The 15,134-nt window shown below is 42.7% G+C and carries 17 protein-coding genes and 1 other RNA gene; all 18 read right to left on the bottom strand.

The genetic code is table 11. The annotated features are described in order from the left end of the window. Position 1 precedes the first annotated feature (1 nt). Positions 2–1,210: an exodeoxyribonuclease VII large subunit gene (gene xseA, locus FZC41_RS11885; RefSeq protein ID WP_170253975.1), complete on the bottom strand. Its 1,209-nt coding sequence runs from the start codon at positions 1,208–1,210 to the stop codon at positions 2–4. Further along, positions 1,197–2,180, bottom strand: coding sequence for a Kae1-like domain-containing protein (locus FZC41_RS11880; protein WP_148567628.1), 984 nt, complete (start codon positions 2,178–2,180; stop codon positions 1,197–1,199). The genes xseA and FZC41_RS11880 overlap by 14 nt, the downstream gene beginning before the upstream one ends. After that, the gene (gene nusB, locus FZC41_RS11875; RefSeq protein WP_148567627.1) at positions 2,167–2,583 is read right to left on the bottom strand and encodes a transcription antitermination factor NusB; all 417 of its coding nucleotides are present in this window, start codon (positions 2,581–2,583) and stop codon (positions 2,167–2,169) included. Before nusB ends, FZC41_RS11880 begins: the two co-directional genes overlap by 14 nt. Positions 2,584–2,780: 197 nt before the next feature. Further along, a complete protein-coding gene (locus tag FZC41_RS11870; protein ID WP_148567626.1) occupies positions 2,781–3,125 on the bottom strand; it encodes an Asp23/Gls24 family envelope stress response protein in 345 nt (114 codons plus the stop codon). 18 nt (positions 3,126–3,143) lie between these two features. Beyond that, entirely contained in the window at positions 3,144–3,584 is a 441-nt protein-coding gene (locus tag FZC41_RS11865) for a CD1247 N-terminal domain-containing protein (RefSeq protein ID WP_148567625.1), read from the bottom strand. 2 nt (positions 3,585–3,586) lie between these two features. Continuing rightward, the gene (gene efp, locus FZC41_RS11860; RefSeq protein WP_148567624.1) at positions 3,587–4,144 is read right to left on the bottom strand and encodes an elongation factor P; all 558 of its coding nucleotides are present in this window, start codon (positions 4,142–4,144) and stop codon (positions 3,587–3,589) included. A 124-nt stretch (positions 4,145–4,268) separates the two neighbouring features. Further along, on the bottom strand, positions 4,269–5,126 hold the full coding sequence (prmC, locus tag FZC41_RS11855; protein ID WP_148567623.1) for a peptide chain release factor N(5)-glutamine methyltransferase: 858 nt from the start codon (positions 5,124–5,126) through the stop codon (positions 4,269–4,271). Between the two features lie 113 nt (positions 5,127–5,239). Beyond that, complete coding sequence (gene rpmE, locus FZC41_RS11850) at positions 5,240–5,455, bottom strand: 50S ribosomal protein L31 (RefSeq protein WP_148567622.1); 216 nt, start codon at positions 5,453–5,455, stop codon at positions 5,240–5,242. 83 nt (positions 5,456–5,538) lie between these two features. After that, positions 5,539–7,266 (bottom strand): transcription termination factor Rho, encoded by a 1,728-nt coding sequence (rho, locus tag FZC41_RS11845; protein WP_148567621.1) that lies wholly within the window; start codon positions 7,264–7,266, stop codon positions 5,539–5,541. Between the two features lie 283 nt (positions 7,267–7,549). After that, positions 7,550–8,902: a thioether cross-link-forming SCIFF peptide maturase gene (scfB, locus tag FZC41_RS11840; RefSeq protein WP_148567620.1), complete on the bottom strand. Its 1,353-nt coding sequence runs from the start codon at positions 8,900–8,902 to the stop codon at positions 7,550–7,552. Positions 8,903–8,963: 61 nt separating this feature from the next. Then, positions 8,964–9,110 (bottom strand): six-cysteine ranthipeptide SCIFF, encoded by a 147-nt coding sequence (gene scfA, locus FZC41_RS11835; RefSeq protein WP_083837856.1) that lies wholly within the window; start codon positions 9,108–9,110, stop codon positions 8,964–8,966. Positions 9,111–9,140: 30 nt separating this feature from the next. Then, positions 9,141–9,527 carry a preprotein translocase subunit YajC gene (yajC, locus tag FZC41_RS11830; protein WP_148567619.1) on the bottom strand — a complete coding sequence of 129 codons (387 nt, stop codon included), beginning with the start codon at positions 9,525–9,527 and terminating at the stop codon, positions 9,141–9,143. An 18-nt stretch (positions 9,528–9,545) separates the two neighbouring features. Next, positions 9,546–10,667, bottom strand: a complete 1,122-nt coding sequence (gene tgt / locus FZC41_RS11825) for a tRNA guanosine(34) transglycosylase Tgt (RefSeq protein WP_148567618.1) — start codon at positions 10,665–10,667, stop codon at positions 9,546–9,548. A 32-nt stretch (positions 10,668–10,699) separates the two neighbouring features. After that, entirely contained in the window at positions 10,700–11,725 is a 1,026-nt protein-coding gene (gene queA, locus FZC41_RS11820; protein ID WP_148567617.1) for a tRNA preQ1(34) S-adenosylmethionine ribosyltransferase-isomerase QueA, read from the bottom strand. After that, on the bottom strand, positions 11,718–12,782 hold the full coding sequence (ruvB, locus tag FZC41_RS11815) for a Holliday junction branch migration DNA helicase RuvB (protein WP_148567616.1): 1,065 nt from the start codon (positions 12,780–12,782) through the stop codon (positions 11,718–11,720). Before ruvB ends, queA begins: the two co-directional genes overlap by 8 nt. Positions 12,783–12,785: 3 nt before the next feature. Next, positions 12,786–13,388 carry a Holliday junction branch migration protein RuvA gene (gene ruvA / locus FZC41_RS11810; RefSeq protein WP_148567615.1) on the bottom strand — a complete coding sequence of 201 codons (603 nt, stop codon included), beginning with the start codon at positions 13,386–13,388 and terminating at the stop codon, positions 12,786–12,788. A 104-nt stretch (positions 13,389–13,492) separates the two neighbouring features. Continuing rightward, positions 13,493–13,674, bottom strand: a non-coding RNA gene (gene ssrS, locus FZC41_RS11805) — 6S RNA. Between the two features lie 76 nt (positions 13,675–13,750). Beyond that, complete coding sequence (gene radA, locus FZC41_RS11800; protein ID WP_148567614.1) at positions 13,751–15,112, bottom strand: DNA repair protein RadA; 1,362 nt, start codon at positions 15,110–15,112, stop codon at positions 13,751–13,753. Positions 15,113–15,134 lie beyond the last annotated feature (22 nt).

Genomic DNA, 15,134 nt, shown 5'->3' with positions numbered 1-15,134 from the left:
ATTAATTCTCCTTAATCGATCGAATCTCAGCATCAACTTCACCATCAATAAAATGCAGCATAATGCGTTGATCCACCTTCAATCCAGCGACTGAACCAATCGATAACCCCTGGTTATCAGTGACCCGGACATAACCCTTTTTTAGTACATTCATCGGATTCATCAAGCCCAGACGCATTTCAATGTTTTTTATTTGGAGCCGGTCATTTTTTAAACGACCTTTCACTGAACGTAACATCCGTTCCTGGATGACATCTAAATGCAGCCGCATATCCCCAATTCGTTCCCGGGGATGAAAACGCAATAACTCTTTTTTCATGCGCCCCAGCTGCTCCCGGTTTGACACTATTTTCGTTTCCAGCGACTGAATTAATCGCCTTTTAAGCTGTACCAGGGCCCGGGTCATGCTCATCGTTTCCTCCGCCACCAGTTCAGCTGCCCCAGAAGGAGTGGGGGCCCGAAGATCGGAAACAAAATCTGAAATGGTATAATCTATTTCATGACCAACTGCGGATATAACCGGCAGCTCGGATTCTAAAATCGCCCTGGCCAGATTCTTATCATTGAAAGCCCAGAGGTCTTCAATCGACCCACCGCCCCGACCGATGACGATTACATCCACAGATTGCCGCTCATTAAACATCCGAATACCCTGAATGATGTTTTTAGGGGCTTCGTCCCCTTGAACAAGACTCGGATAGATGACAATATCGATCAGAGGATTCCGCCTTTTTATGATCGCGATCATGTCCTTAATCGCCGCGCCGGTTGGTGAGGTAACAATCCCGACGCGGCTGATGATTTCTGGAAGTTTCTTTTTTCGCTCCTGATCAAAATATCCTTGGGCTTCCAGTTCGCTCTTTAGGGCCAGGTATGCCTGAAAAAGGTCGCCTACCCCCTGAGGCTCCATTGACCTTACCGTAATCTGATATTGTCCGCTGGGCAGATAAACCCCCAGGCTTCCCCGCAGTGTTACCTGCTGCCCTTCCTTGGGAATAAATTTCAGTCCCAGTGCCGCATTTTTAAACATCACGCAATCAATTTTGCTGGTTGCATCTTTTAGCGAAAAATACAGATGACCGGAAGCTGCCCGTTTAACATTGGAAAGCTCTCCCTGAATCGTGAGATTTTTCAAGAGACTGTTCGATTCCAATAAGGTTTTAAGATATTGATTCACTTCAGAAACGCTGAGTATTCTAGCACTTGTCACGGATTTCACCCCCTAGTGTTTTAAAATAATCCATGCCCATTAAGGCATTTCCGATCGCATTGTCTCTTGCGTACTCCCCGGGTGAAAAACACAGCCGAATTCCGGATTGCGCCAATTCTTTGATGATGCATGCTTTTATAATCTGGTTGGACATCACTCCGCCGGAAAACAAAACCGAATGAAAGGCATGTTTTTTTTGCAGCTGCACAATCGATTTTGATAGGGTTTTAGCAATGGCTTTCAGCAAATGGTAGGCAACGACACTTTTGTCAACACCGCTTTTTAAATAATTTGCCACCTGGTTTTCCTGTCCTGAAAAATGAAAATCCGAACCTGCCATTGAAGTTGAAATGATGCAATTATTTTCCTGCTTTTGAAGCATCGCCTTTTCTGCAAGTTTTTCAACCGCCCTGCCGGCGGGAAAATCACACCCCATGAGCACGCCAATACGATCGACTAATTGCCCGGCATTTAAGTCCAGTGTTTTAGCGATAATCTCGCAACGATAACCAATTTTTTCTTTGTTCACCAAAAGAAGCTCCGATGTCCCGCCGGAAAAATGAACCGCACAAAACGAATCTTCCAATATCGGTGACCCGCTTCCATAGATCGCCGCACGGATATGGTCTTCTTGATGACTGACGCCTAACAGCTTCACGTTTAAAACCGCGGCTAACGATTTTGCCAGGGATTCGCCGGCTCTGAAAACAGGCATATAAGAATCAGGCAAAGGTCGGGGCCGTTGTGAGTAACAGATGACTGCTATTTCTCTTCCCCTTGCCAGTTCTTTTAGTAAAAGCGGCAAATTATTTACGTGCTGAAAAAGAGCATCCGATTGACGAAGTCCTCTTTCTCCTGACTTCACTTCCAATAGGATGCCCTTTTTATAAATAATGTTTTCTTTTTCGTCAACTAAGGCAACCGAAGTAGTATAGTTACTGGTATCAATTCCAAGACTAAGGGCACACATGTTGTCTATCCTTAACAATTTTATTCAAAATACCATTGACGTAGTTTTTTCCGTCCTCATCCCCAAATTTTTTAGTAAGTTCAATCGCCTCGTTAATGACTACTTCAAAGGGAACTTTTTCTTCCATAAAGAGCAATTCGCAAATCGCCATCCGTAAGATTGATTTTTCGACCTTCGGAATTCTGTCAATTTTCCATGTGCTTTTTAAATATTCATCTAAAATCTCATCAATCTCAGCAAGATGAGATTCAGTTGCATCGATTAAAGTTTTTCCATAATCAAGATCCAGGGCATTATCTTCTATAAAATAGGCAATACTATCAGAAAAATCTCCTGGTTCTGTGTGAAAGTCTAGTTGAAATATACCTTTTAAAGCATATTCCCTTTCTTTTTTTCGACTCATGTGTTCTCCTTCTTGGGGTTAATTTGAATGTCTGACAACTTAATAAAGGAGCCATTGCAAAACTCTGATCGATTGTCCGGCATTGCTGAATATCCGTTGAGACGCCTTGAAGCGGACACCTAAGCAGTGTCCACTCTCAGCTCATTCATATCAAGGATAATCACAAGGACGGACAATCTTGAGTCTTGAAACAACTCCTAAATACCAGAACCTTCAATTCTTACATTAACCGCAACTACCTGTAAATCTGCCATTGATTCAACCGCACCTTTGATTTTATTCTGAACCTCGTTTGAAACTTTTACAATGTCAACGCCCGGTTCGGTAATCAAATAAACCCAAATCGTCAACCCTTCAGGTTCACGGCCAATTTTGACTCCTTTAATGGTGGTAGTTAGAGATAATTTATCCATGATTTCATCAGTAATTTTTAATGAAATACGTTCCACACCATTAACGCCGGTAGCTGCAAGGCTGACAATCGAACAAATCATTTCGTCGTTAATATCGGGGGACTGCATATTTATCATTTCCTTTTTCATCTTCTCTACCTAAACTCATTAAACTTCCTGGTGACAATCACAACCATCTTCACCACAGCAGTTGACTTCTTCATCAAGTACAAATGGAGCTCCGCAATCCGGACAGACAACTGAATTGCTTTCAAACGCTTCAAACTCCGTGATATAAACATTCCCGCATTCTGGACAAATCACTTCGTAGTAATCCTCATCATCAAACTCATAGTCCTCATCGTCATCATCAAAAATGCCGTCTTCATCAAGAACGAAATCTTCTAAATCTGACAGATCATCATCAACCATTTCAACATATTCTTCCAGTTCTTCCTGAGCTTCGGTGATACCGTCTAAAGCATCGACGATGTCTTCAAGAATATCCAGGACCTGGACCAGAACTTTTCCCTCATTTGAGGTTTGATCCAATTCTAAACCATCCACCAAGCCTTTGGTGTAAGCGACTTTTTCATTAATATATTTCATTTTTATACCCTTTCCATATAATCACCCGTTCGGGTATCGATTCGAATAACATCACCCTGTTCTACGAAAAGGGGAACCATAATAACTGCTCCTGTTTCAACAGTTGCCGGCTTATTTCCACCGGTTGCTGTATCACCTTTGAAGCCGGGATCTGTTTTTTCAATTTTTAATTCTACAAAGTTTGGTGGTTCAACCGAAAAAGCAATGCCTTTAAGCGAACGAACGGTGGCATTATCATTTTCTTTTAAATACTTCAAGGCGTCTTCAACCTGGGCAAAATTCAATGGAATCTGTTCATAAGTTTCGCCATCCATGAAATAATACAAGCCGCCGTCTTCATATAGATACTGCATTTCTCTTGTTTCAACCTGAGCTTTAGGATATTTTTCTGTTGGGTTAAATGTTTTTTCAACCACTGCTCCAGAAATAACATTTCGAATCTTTGTTCGAACAAAAGCTGCGCCTTTTCCGGGTTTTACGTGTTGGAACTCAATAATCGTAAAAGTGTTTCCATCCATTTCAAACGTAACACCTTTTTTAAAATCACCTGCCGATACCATATCTTACCTCCGCTATGCGTCTGTTAATTATTTTTTTCATATTATGCTCTTTTATTTTATCACAATTTTCTAAAGACGTCATCTCTATTTATGAATATTGCCCTGTTATTATTGTCTTTTATCATTATTTTTCGGTCGTTTTTCCGATTAAGCTTCGCACATGGCCGGCAAGATCAAAGATTTTCTCTATTTGAACATAACCATGCCGGGTTAATAAATTAAAAACTGGTTCCATTTGTTCATCCCCAATTTCCAGTGCCAGTAATCCCGGCCGTCTCAAATACTGACCGGCCGCTTCGATAATACGCTCGTAAAAATCTAAACCTGAGACGCCGCCGTCCAAAGCCATATGAGGCTCATATTGCAAAATATCCGGCGCCAGACCGTCCATATCGGTCCTTTTTATGTACGGTGGATTCGATACAATCAGATCAAATTTTTCCCCTTCAGGAATCGCCTTAAACAGGTCTCCTTCATATAAAACAAGGTTGCCTTCCACCAGGTGGTCCGCATTGGCCTTTGCGACCGAAAGTGCTTTCTTTGAAAAATCACTGAGGGCGACCATTCCCTGAGAGACATTTTTTTTAAGCGAAATGCCAATGGCTCCGCTGCCGGTACATAAATCCAGAATTTTTGCGCCATTCGGATAGTCAGAATTCAAACGTTTGATGAGATATTCCACCATCGGTTCGGTATCTGGTCGGGGAATTAAAACATCCTGATTGACTAAAAAATCCATTCCCATAAATTCTTTTTTCCCTAATATATAGGCAACCGGCTCATCTTGACACCGTCTTTTTATGGCTTTAAAATAAGCTTCTTCTTTAATTGAGTCTACCGTTTCATAAGGGTGTGCATAAAAATATACGCGGTCGCAGTTTAAAACACCGCTTAAAATTATTTCTGCTTCCAAACCAGGATTTGCAATTTCGGCCTGATTAAGAGCCTGCCGACCGCTATCCAACATCTCTCTTATCTCCATTGGCTTACCTCAACTCTAATCGTTCTTTAAATTTTGTCTTAAGCGAATACCCGGTATTGCTTTCACACAAGAAAAAAGCCGGTTACAAGAACCGACTTTTACCGACTTTCTATTTACTCTGCTGACTCGTCTTTTAAACCAAATCTTTTATTGAATCGATCAACACGTCCACCAGTATCAATAAGCTTTTGTTTCCCAGTGAAAAAGGGGTGACAAGCAGAACAAATCTCTACTTTTAATTCCGGTTTAACTGAACCAGTTTCAAATGTGTTTCCACATGCACACTTAACTATCGCTTTGTTGTAATTTGGATGAATGCCTTCTTTCATCGAATCCACCTCGTTTCTTATTTATTTAATTGTCCGTCGTTATTATATCAACCGAGCCATTATATCAGACAATTCTTAAAAGATCAAATATTTTGTGCGTTAAATTTATCAATATATTTTTTTATAAACGCTTTATTGTCTTTTGTTCTTTCCAGAATCGAAATAATCTTGTCGGTCAGATCATAAACGGTTGTGCCCTTATACAATTTTCGGATATGGAAACTTACCTTTAGTTCTTCATCGGAAAGCAGTTTTTCCTCGCGACGGGTCCCTGACCGATTTAAGTTAATCGCCGGGAAAATCCGTCGTTCAGCCAAATCCCGTTCCAGATGAAGTTCCATATTGCCAGTCCCTTTGAATTCTTCAAAAATAATATCATCCATTCGACTTCCCGTATCAACAAGCGCCGTCGCGAGAATAGTCAAACTCCCACCCTCTTCAATATTTCTGGCCGAGCCAAAAAACTTTTTCGGGAAAAATAGTGCTTCCGGATCAAGCCCACCCGACAGCGTTCTTCCTGAAGGTGATACCACCAGGTTGTTTCCCCGGGTCAGGCGGGTCAGGCTGTCGACAAGAATGACCACATCTTTTCCCTGTTCAACCAAACGCTTGCCACGCTCCAAAACAATTTCAGCCGCTTTGATATGATTTTCAGGGGGCTGGTCAAACGTCGAATAAACGATATCCGCATCAATGGAGCGTTTCATATCCGTGACTTCTTCCGGTCGCTCATCCACCAGCAATATAATCAGTTCAATATCGGGATGATTCGTCGTAATCCCCGTGGCGATTTCTTTCAGCAGAATGGTTTTACCGGCTTTAGGAGGTGCCACAATCAATCCCCGCTGGCCCTTTCCCATCGGTGAAAAAAGATCAATCATGCGGGTTGATATCACATCCTGATTCGTTTCCAACGTGATCCGTTCTTCTGGAAAAATCGGGGTGAGCCGTTCAAACTTGGGCCGGTTCGCAATTTTTTCCGGGATATCGCCATTTACCTTTTCAACGTAAAGCAAGGCATCGAATTTTTCATTTTCCCCGGTCATTTTTATTTTTCCGACAATTTTATCCCCGGTACGCAGGTTAAAGCGCCTGATCTGGTTTGCCGCAACATAAATATCATGATCGCCGGATAAATAATGATTGGTTCGCAAAAACCCAAATCCATCCGGGTTTACATCCAAAATACCTTCCTGGGAACTCTTGAATCGGTCCAAATCCTTTTTATCATCCACGTACAACATGCTGTTGATTTTTTGGATAATATCCGCTGTTTTTGTCCCGTTGACCTTTTCCAAAAAGAGCATCGCCGAATACTTTTCGCCCGGCTTAGGGGGGCGGACCTTGCCGCTGAGCAGGTCGCCATTTTTTAATTTGAATTTCTGTATTTGCGAAGCGGAAATATACACAAATTCTTCATTTGTCGACATTTCGGCATTTTTCACAAAACCAAAACCCTCAGGAACGATTTCTAAGATTCCTTCCTCAACCACCACATTATCCATGGAGTCTTTTATTTTATAATAAGGTGAACGTCCCCCATTGCCATTATTGGCGGAATCATTGGTATTGCGACGAATCGGCTGGGGTTGTTTTTTGTTTATGTTTTTCACTTCTGGTGATGGCTCGTCTTCCTTTAATTCCAGATTGGTATCAGAAGCTATCTCTAAATCCGACTCCGGGTTCAGTTTCTCTTCTATTGCCTCAATCAGCTCAATTTTTTTTAATCGGCTGGTTTTTTCGATACCCAGATGCTCTGCCTGTTTGCGTAATTCAACAACGGTTGAATCCTCTAAAGATTTCTTTTCCAAATTAGTTGCCTCCGTGGATAATAATAAATGAATTTGAGTTTTGGATGATGAGAATTTAAAATCAGTTCATTTGCTGTAGATTGATTTTGAAGTTTTATTGTTTTTGTAGATAGGTATAATTTATCATAAATAATACGACTTGTCAAAAATGTTCAAGCTAAGGGTTCTAAAATCGTTCGGAGGACAGCTGCTGTTACGATTGTCCCCCAGTATTTACTTCCGCCTTTTTTTGGTAGTTTTTATTTCAAATCAGTCAACCCTCCGAGGGTTTAAACTAACCGGTTTATGCCGGTTCGCCACTTTCAATAATTGAAATCATGATGGCATTTTCAACGCGTCGCCGTTCAATTTCACAACTGACATGATGCGGTTTCATAATGGTACCGTTGAAATTATAGGCATTGGCATGACATCCACCGCCGCAGAAATATTTGCACCAGCACTGGGTACAGGCTTCCTTTTCCAGCAGATTTCCGGCCTCAAACTCGTTTCTAATTTCATTGTTGGTTATGCCCTGAAATACATCGCCCATTTTAAACGCTTCATTTCCGACAAATTGATGACATGGGTAGACGTCCCCTTCCGGCGTTACTGCCACATAGTCTCTTCCGGCCCCGCAGCCGGAAAGACGTTTATAGACACACGGGCCATGATCCAAATCTACATTGAAATGGAAGAAATTATAGTGAAGTCCGTCTTGATGACGTTTTAAATAGGATAATGCCAGCTTATCATATTCCGCAAATATTTCCGGCAGATCTTCTTCAGTTATGGCATAGTCTTTTGAAGCTTCTGAAACCACCGGCTCTACTGAAATGCTTTTAAAACCTTCTTCTGCCAAAAATTGCACATCTCTGGAAAAATCCAGGTTGTGATGAGTATAGGTTCCCCGAACATAATGATCTTTGTCGCCGCGCATCTCGGCCATGGCCTTGATGTTATTGATGATGATGTCATACGAACCTTTATCGTTAACGGTTTGACGCATGTGGTCATTGACTTCCTTACGACCGTCAAGACTCAGTACAATATTGTCCATGGTTTCATTCAGGTATTCCCGGGTTTCTTCATTAAGCAATACCCCATTGGTGGTCATCGTGTATTTGAATTTCTTATGATTTTTTTCAGCCATTTCATTACCATAAACAACTAATTCCTTAACCACATCTAAATTCATCAGCGGCTCTCCGCCAAAAAAGTCGATCTCCAGGTTTTCTCTGTTTTTTGATTGGGCAACGATAAAATCGATAGCTTTCTTGCCAACTTCCAACGACATCAGCATTTTTTCGCCGTCAAAATCGCCCTGCGCCGCAAAACAATACGTGCATTTAAGGTTGCAGTCATGGGCAATATGAAGACACAAAGCCTTAATCAGATCGCCATTGGCATAGTTGTTTTTTTTATATTTTACTTCTTTAAATAAAATGCCTTCTTCTTTCAATGTCTTTATTTCTGCCAGACATTCGCCTATTTCTGCAGCTGGGTATCGTTCACCGAATGCTTTGATTAATTCATCATCGCTCTTTTCTCCATAACCATCCAATAATTCATAGGTTAAGTCATCAACCGTCAGCACGCCGCTGGTATCCACATCCAAAACAATATTCAGTCCGTTAAGTTTGTATTTATGTATCATTTTTCTCCTTATCAAAAGAAAAGGGCCATCTCTTACGAGATAGCCCCTCAGGCTTTTGTTATTATTTCTCAGTCGTTTGTTTGCATTTTTGGTTTCCCACGGTACAGGAAGTCTTACAAGCTGACTGGCAGGAAGTTTGACATTCGCCACATCCTCGGTTTTTTACATCAGTGAGTTTACCCTCTTTAATGATTTTAATGTGTTTCAATTTGTTCACTCCCTTCTAATGATTCAAAATTTATTTTTCGTCTTTTTTAGTGTTTTCAGCATCGATTTCTTCATATTCGGCATCGACTACTTTTTGGTCTCCGTCAAGCTCTTCATCAAGCTCTTCAAAAACCTCTTCTTCCTTTTCTACCGCATCTCCAACGCTCACTATTTTAGAAATAGCAGACTTTGTAATCAGCGCTTTATTGTAATCAGGCAATAACTCGATGGTTACATTTTCTTCACCAATCGCGTAAACAATACCATAAAATCCACCAATCGTAATAATTTCATCCCCGGGTTTCATACTTGAACGCATATTTTTAACTTCTTTTTGTTGTTTCTGTTGTGGTCTAAGAATAAAGAAATAAAAGAATACGAGTACTAACGCCAGAGGAAGAATCATGGTATAATCCATATTCATTCTCCTTAATTTTTATTCAGCAATGCCATATTTTTCAAAGAAAGCTTCTTTATAGGCCAATAAATGATCATCCATAATCGCCTGTCGAATCTTCTCCATTGTTCTAAGTGTAAAGTATAAATTGTGATATGTCAATAACCTGGCTCCTAAAATTTCATTGGTTTTAATCAAATGTCGGATATAAGCCCGGGTATAGTTTCGGCAAACGAAACAATCACACTCCGGATCAACCGGTGAAAAATCTTCCTTATAAGTCGCATTGCGAACCACCACCTTGCCATGACTAGTAAGGGCGGTACCATTTCTGGCAATACGGCTTTGGAGCACACAGTCGAACATATCGATCCCCCGAACGGTGCCCTCAAAAAGGGCATCTAAAGACCCTACGCCCATTAAATAACGGGGTTTATCTTTAGGCAGCAGCGGCGTCGTGACATCCAGGATGTGATACATCACCGCCTTGGATTCTCCCACACTAAGACCGCCAATGGAATACCCCGGAAAACCGATTTCCGTGAGATCCTTCACGCTTTGAGCCCGTAAGTCCTCAAACATTCCCCCTTGAACAATCCCAAACAAGGCTTGATCTTCCGGACGCTTATGAGCATCACTGCACCTTTTTGCCCATCGCGATGTCATTTCCATGGATTTTTTTGTGTATTCATAATCAGCCCCCGCCGGAGCACATTCATCAAAACACATAATAATATCCCCGCCAATGGTGTTTTGCATATCGATGGCTTTTTCTGGGGTCATGAAATGTTTGGATCCATCTAAATGTGAAATAAATTCAACACCGTCTTCCGTGATCTTTCTTAATTCATTTAAAGAAAAAACCTGGAATCCCCCGCTATCCGTTAATATCGGACGATTCCAATTCATAAATTGATGGAGTCCGCCGGCTTTTTTCATAATCTCCTGTCCCGGTCTTAAATACAAATGATAGGTATTCCCTAAAATAATATTTGCGTCCATTTCGACCAAGTCCTCCGATGAAAGTGATTTCACCGTCGCCTGTGTTCCCACCGGCATAAAAATCGGCGTATTGATAACTCCATGCGGCGTATGTATTTTCCCCACCCGGGCCCCGGTGTCTTTGCACTCTTTAATCAGTTCATAACGAAATTCACTCATTCTTTTCTCCTAATGTTTAATAATCTGTTTTCTTATTCGATAAACATGGCATCACCAAAGCTGAAAAAGCGATATTTCAGATCAATCGCGGTCTGATACGCTTTCATAATCTCTTCGCGATTGTAAAAAGCCGACACCAGCATCAATAAGGTGGACTCCGGCAGATGAAAATTGGTAATGACGGCATCGACCACTTTCCATTCGTAGCCGGGATAAATAAAGATATCCGTGACGCCGGCATAGGCTTCCACTGTTCCCTCATGAAGCTGAGCATTGCTTTCCAAGGTTCTGACTGAAGTCGTCCCCACCGCAATAATCCGTCCGCCATTTTTTTTCGTACGCTTAATAGCCTGGGCGGTTTCTTCCGATACCTCAAAATATTCTTCATGCATATGATGTTCTTCAATCACATCACATTTTACCGGACGAAAGGTCCCGATTCCCACATGAAGCGTTACTTCGGCAATATTAACGCCCATTTTTTCGATCTTCTGAAGCAGATCCGGGGTGAAATGCAGACCCGCTGTGGGCGCCGCTGAAGAACCTTCACGCTTGGCATAAACCGTCTGATAACGATTATTATCCTTTAGGGTTTCATGAATATAGGGCGGAACCGGCATTAACCCGATCTCGTCAATAATCTCTTTAAATATCCCGGAATATTCAAAAGTGATCACCCGCAGGCCGCCCTGGGTGGTCCCGGTAATTTCGCCCGTCAGTTCGGGACTAAAAACAATCCTTGCGCCGACCTTGGCTCTTTTTCCCGGCTTCACCATGATTTCCCAGTCTTTATCCGCGAGATGTCTTAACAGCAGAATTTCAATCTTGCCGCCGGTATCTTCACGATGCCCAAAAAGCCTTCCCGGCAAAACCTTGGTATTATTCATCACCAGCAAATCTCCCGGTTGTAAATACTCGATAAGATCAAAAAAATTTCGATCTTCAATTGTCTTTTTCTGGCGATTAAGCACCATCAATCGAGAATTATCCCGTTTCTCCAAAGGATGTTGGGCAATAAGCTCATCTGGCAGATCGTAATAGAAATCTGATTTATTCATCGTTTTCTTCCTCGCTGTCATAAAATTTTAATTTAATCTGTTGCAGCTCTGATGAATCACTCATCAGCACCTCTACGCCTAAATGGTTATAACCGCGGCTGGTAACCACTCGGCCTCTGGGCGTCTTTGAAAGAAAGCCCAATTGAATCAAATAGGGTTCGTATACTTCCTCAATGGTGTTTTTTTCTTCGCCAATGGCCGCCGCCAGGGTATCAAGCCCGACCGGGCCGCCGTCGAATTTTTCAACAATCGTCATCAGCATGATCCGGTCAATCTGATCCAGACCAACCGCGTCCACTTCAAAAAGATCGAGGGCTTCCTTCGTTGTTTGTAAATCAATAATACCCCGGCCTTCTATTTCACAATAGTCTCTGACCCTTTTCAACAGACGATTGGCAATTCGCGGCGTTCCCCGAGACCGAATGGCCAGTTCTACCGCCCCTGCTTCGTCCATTTCAATACCGAGAATTCTGGCTGAACGCCTGATAATCGTCGTTAACTCGACGGGATTATAAAGTTCCAACCGCTGAATCATGCCAAATCGATCACGCAGCGGCGAGGTCAGCAACCCTACCCGGGTAGTGGCTCCAATTAAGGTAAAGGGCGGCAGCTCCAACCGGATGGATTGGGCCCCCGGCCCTTTTCCAATCACAATATCCAGCGCAAAATCCTCCATGGCCGGATACAGTACCTCTTCAACCGATCGTTGCAACCGATGAATTTCGTCAATAAAAAGGATATCACCTTCCTTTAAACTGGTCAGAATTGCCGCTAAGTCCCCGGCCTTTTCAATGGCCGGACCGGAAGTCGTTTTAATTCCCACGCCCATCTCCCGGGCGATAATATTGGCCAGCGTTGTTTTTCCCAGACCGGGCGGTCCGTAAAGCAGCACATGATCCAGACTTTCTTTCCTTTTTTGAGCCGCTTTAATGAAAATACCCATCTGCTTTTTGACGCGTTCCTGGCCGATATATTCGTCCATGCCCTGGGGTCTTAAATTTTTTTCAATTTCTACATCTAATTCAATAAAATCAGAGGTAATGATACGTTCTTTCATGTATTACCGTCCCTTCAACGGATTAGTGGACCGGAGCGCACTCTTTATTAAATCTTCAAGCCCGCAATCCGGAACATAAGCCCTTGACACCATTTCCGAAGCTTCAGAAACACTATACCCCAATCCCACCAGTCCATTTATCGCCTGGGTTGCGGTATCGTTTATTTCACGAGGATTGACGGCTTTAAAATCCACTCCCGCAAAATCCTTATAGCGATCCTTCAGCTCCAAAATAATCCGATTGGCCGTTTTTAAACCAATTCCCGGCGCTTTTGAAATCGCTTTAGGATCATTATTGATAATATGGCTGATCAGCTCATTACTGCTGAACTGGGATAAAAGTCCGATTGCTGCCTTCGGCCCAATGCCGGAAATGCCAATCATGGTCCGGAATATTTCCCGTTCATCCGTTGTTGCAAAACCATAAAGAGCCATTTCATCCTCTTTAATAACCTGATGAAGAAACAGCTTCACCTCCGAATGCAGACATGGCAGCTCATTTTGTGTATTGGCGGATACTTTTATTTTATATCCCATGTGATTCAAATCAATGACCACATAATCCAGCGCCTGTTCCTCTAAGCTTCCCATTATATATTCGTACATCCGCTCTCCTTCAAATTCTTGTTTTTATCTCATACCAATTATGCATATCCCATCTATTGTACCAAAACAAAAAAATAATTCAACCAAAAAAAGCACCCTTAGGTGCTTGTCCCATTGTGACGTCCTCTATTTTTGACGCCCTAGCCGTGGCCAGGTGGGTGTCTTGTCTCTAGCTTCTGCCTTCCGCTGATATTATGCGGCCCGACATCTGATAGCGAACAATCAGACTCCCTCTAAAATGATGTAGGTTCAAAAATAAAGTATGTGACGATCACTTTGGGACAATTCCATTATACACGATTACCGCTTGAAATCAAAGGATAAATTTTTGTTGGCAACTGATAGACCGTGCCGCGTCTCTTTTAAAGCAAGCTATCCAGCGCCGATCGGATATTATCCACCGGGAAAATTTCCATCTCATGGAAATTCAAGCCCTTTTGATTTCCCTTGGGAATAATACATCGCTTAAAACCCAGCTTTTTTCCCTCAATCAACCGCTTCTCCATGTTCTGAATGTTTCTAACCTCACCGGTCAGGCCGACCTCGCCGAGAATCATTAAATCAGCCGGTATTTGAAAATTTCTCAAACTGGAATAAAGAACCGCTATGACGCCGAGATCCAGGGCCGGCTCATCAATTTTTATACCGCCAACGACGTTGATGTAGGCATCCACAGACTGCATCTGAATACCCAGACGCTTTTCCATAATCGCCATCAGTAAAACCATGCGGTTGCAGTCCATTCCCGTAGACATCCGGCGGGGATTTCCAAATCCACAGGGGGAGATGAGTCCCTGAAGCTCAATGAGTAAGGGCCGACTGCCCTCCATACAAGGCACGACCACTGAGCCGCAGGTGTTCTCGGGGCGGCTGTCCAGCATCATTTCTGAAGGGTTCGCCACCGGCTGAAGGCCGCTTTCAGTCATTTCAAAAATACCGATCTCATTGGTGGAACCAAAGCGGTTTTTCTCGCCCCGGAGGATCCGATAGGTGTGGTATTTCTCACCCTCAAAATAAAGCACCGTATCCACCATATGTTCTAAAACCCGAGGGCCGGCAATGTTCCCCTCCTTGGTGACATGACCCACCAGAATCATGGAAATATTATCCTTCTTCGCCAGCTGCATCAGCGCACCGGTGTTTTCCCGGATCTGGCTGACACTGCCGGGGGCCGAAGAAATATCTGGACTGTACATGGTCTGAATGGAATCGATAATGACAATGTCCGGCCGCTCTTCCAGAATAATAGTCAAGAGATAGGGAATGTTAATTTCAGAAAGGAAAAAGATATTCTCCGATTTCACATTCATCCGTTCTCCGCGCATTTTTAATTGTTGTTCCGACTCTTCTCCTGAAATATACAAAATCTTATAGCCCTGATTTCCCAGGGCTTCGGTTGTTTGCAAAAGCAACGTGGATTTTCCGATTCCCGGATCTCCGCCCAGCAGAATCATCCCCCCCGGAACAATACCGCCGCCGAGAACCCGATCGAATTCCTCATTTTGCGTGGGATACCGGGTATCTCCCGAATAAGTGATTTCCGCTAAAGATTTGGGTTTGGAATACACGCCCCGTTCTCTGGTGTTTTCCTTCCCGGCCAGCTTTGAAAGATCAAGCTCCTCAACCATGGTATTCCATTGGTTGCATTCCGGACATTTTCCCATCCATTTTGGGGAATCATAACCGCAGTTCTGACAAACAAAAATACTTTTTTTCTTAGCCATTCTTCCTCCTAACGGACTGCAT

The organism is Acetobacterium paludosum (genome assembly GCF_008086595.1).
Taxonomy (GTDB): Bacteria; Bacillota; Clostridia; order Eubacteriales; family Eubacteriaceae; genus Acetobacterium; species Acetobacterium paludosum.
The sequence above is the reverse complement of the archived record's forward strand: the minus strand, read 5'-3'. Positions and strand labels throughout refer to the sequence as shown.

Bases quoted from the DNA above. Each gene is read 5' to 3' on its own strand.
- nusB (WP_148567627.1), bottom strand. From the start codon at position 2,583: ATGAGTCGAAAAAAAGAAAGGGAATATGCTTTAAAAGGTATATTTCAA.
- queA (WP_148567617.1), bottom strand. From the start codon at position 11,725: ATGAATAAATCAGATTTCTATTACGATCTGCCAGATGAGCTTATTGCC.
- tgt (WP_148567618.1), bottom strand. From the start codon at position 10,667: ATGAGTGAATTTCGTTATGAACTGATTAAAGAGTGCAAAGACACCGGG.
- radA (WP_148567614.1), bottom strand. From the start codon at position 15,112: ATGGCTAAGAAAAAAAGTATTTTTGTTTGTCAGAACTGCGGTTATGAT.
- rpmE (WP_148567622.1), bottom strand. From the start codon at position 5,455: ATGAAAGAAGGCATTCATCCAAATTACAACAAAGCGATAGTTAAGTGT.
- ruvA (WP_148567615.1), bottom strand. From the start codon at position 13,388: ATGTACGAATATATAATGGGAAGCTTAGAGGAACAGGCGCTGGATTAT.
- FZC41_RS11870 (WP_148567626.1), bottom strand. From the start codon at position 3,125: ATGAAAAAGGAAATGATAAATATGCAGTCCCCCGATATTAACGACGAA.
- efp (WP_148567624.1), bottom strand. From the start codon at position 4,144: ATGGTATCGGCAGGTGATTTTAAAAAAGGTGTTACGTTTGAAATGGAT.
- yajC (WP_148567619.1), bottom strand. From the start codon at position 9,527: ATGGATTATACCATGATTCTTCCTCTGGCGTTAGTACTCGTATTCTTT.
- prmC (WP_148567623.1), bottom strand. From the start codon at position 5,126: ATGGAGATAAGAGAGATGTTGGATAGCGGTCGGCAGGCTCTTAATCAG.
- FZC41_RS11865 (WP_148567625.1), bottom strand. From the start codon at position 3,584: ATGAAATATATTAATGAAAAAGTCGCTTACACCAAAGGCTTGGTGGAT.
- ruvB (WP_148567616.1), bottom strand. From the start codon at position 12,782: ATGAAAGAACGTATCATTACCTCTGATTTTATTGAATTAGATGTAGAA.
- scfB (WP_148567620.1), bottom strand. From the start codon at position 8,902: ATGATACATAAATACAAACTTAACGGACTGAATATTGTTTTGGATGTG.
- FZC41_RS11880 (WP_148567628.1), bottom strand. From the start codon at position 2,180: ATGTGTGCCCTTAGTCTTGGAATTGATACCAGTAACTATACTACTTCG.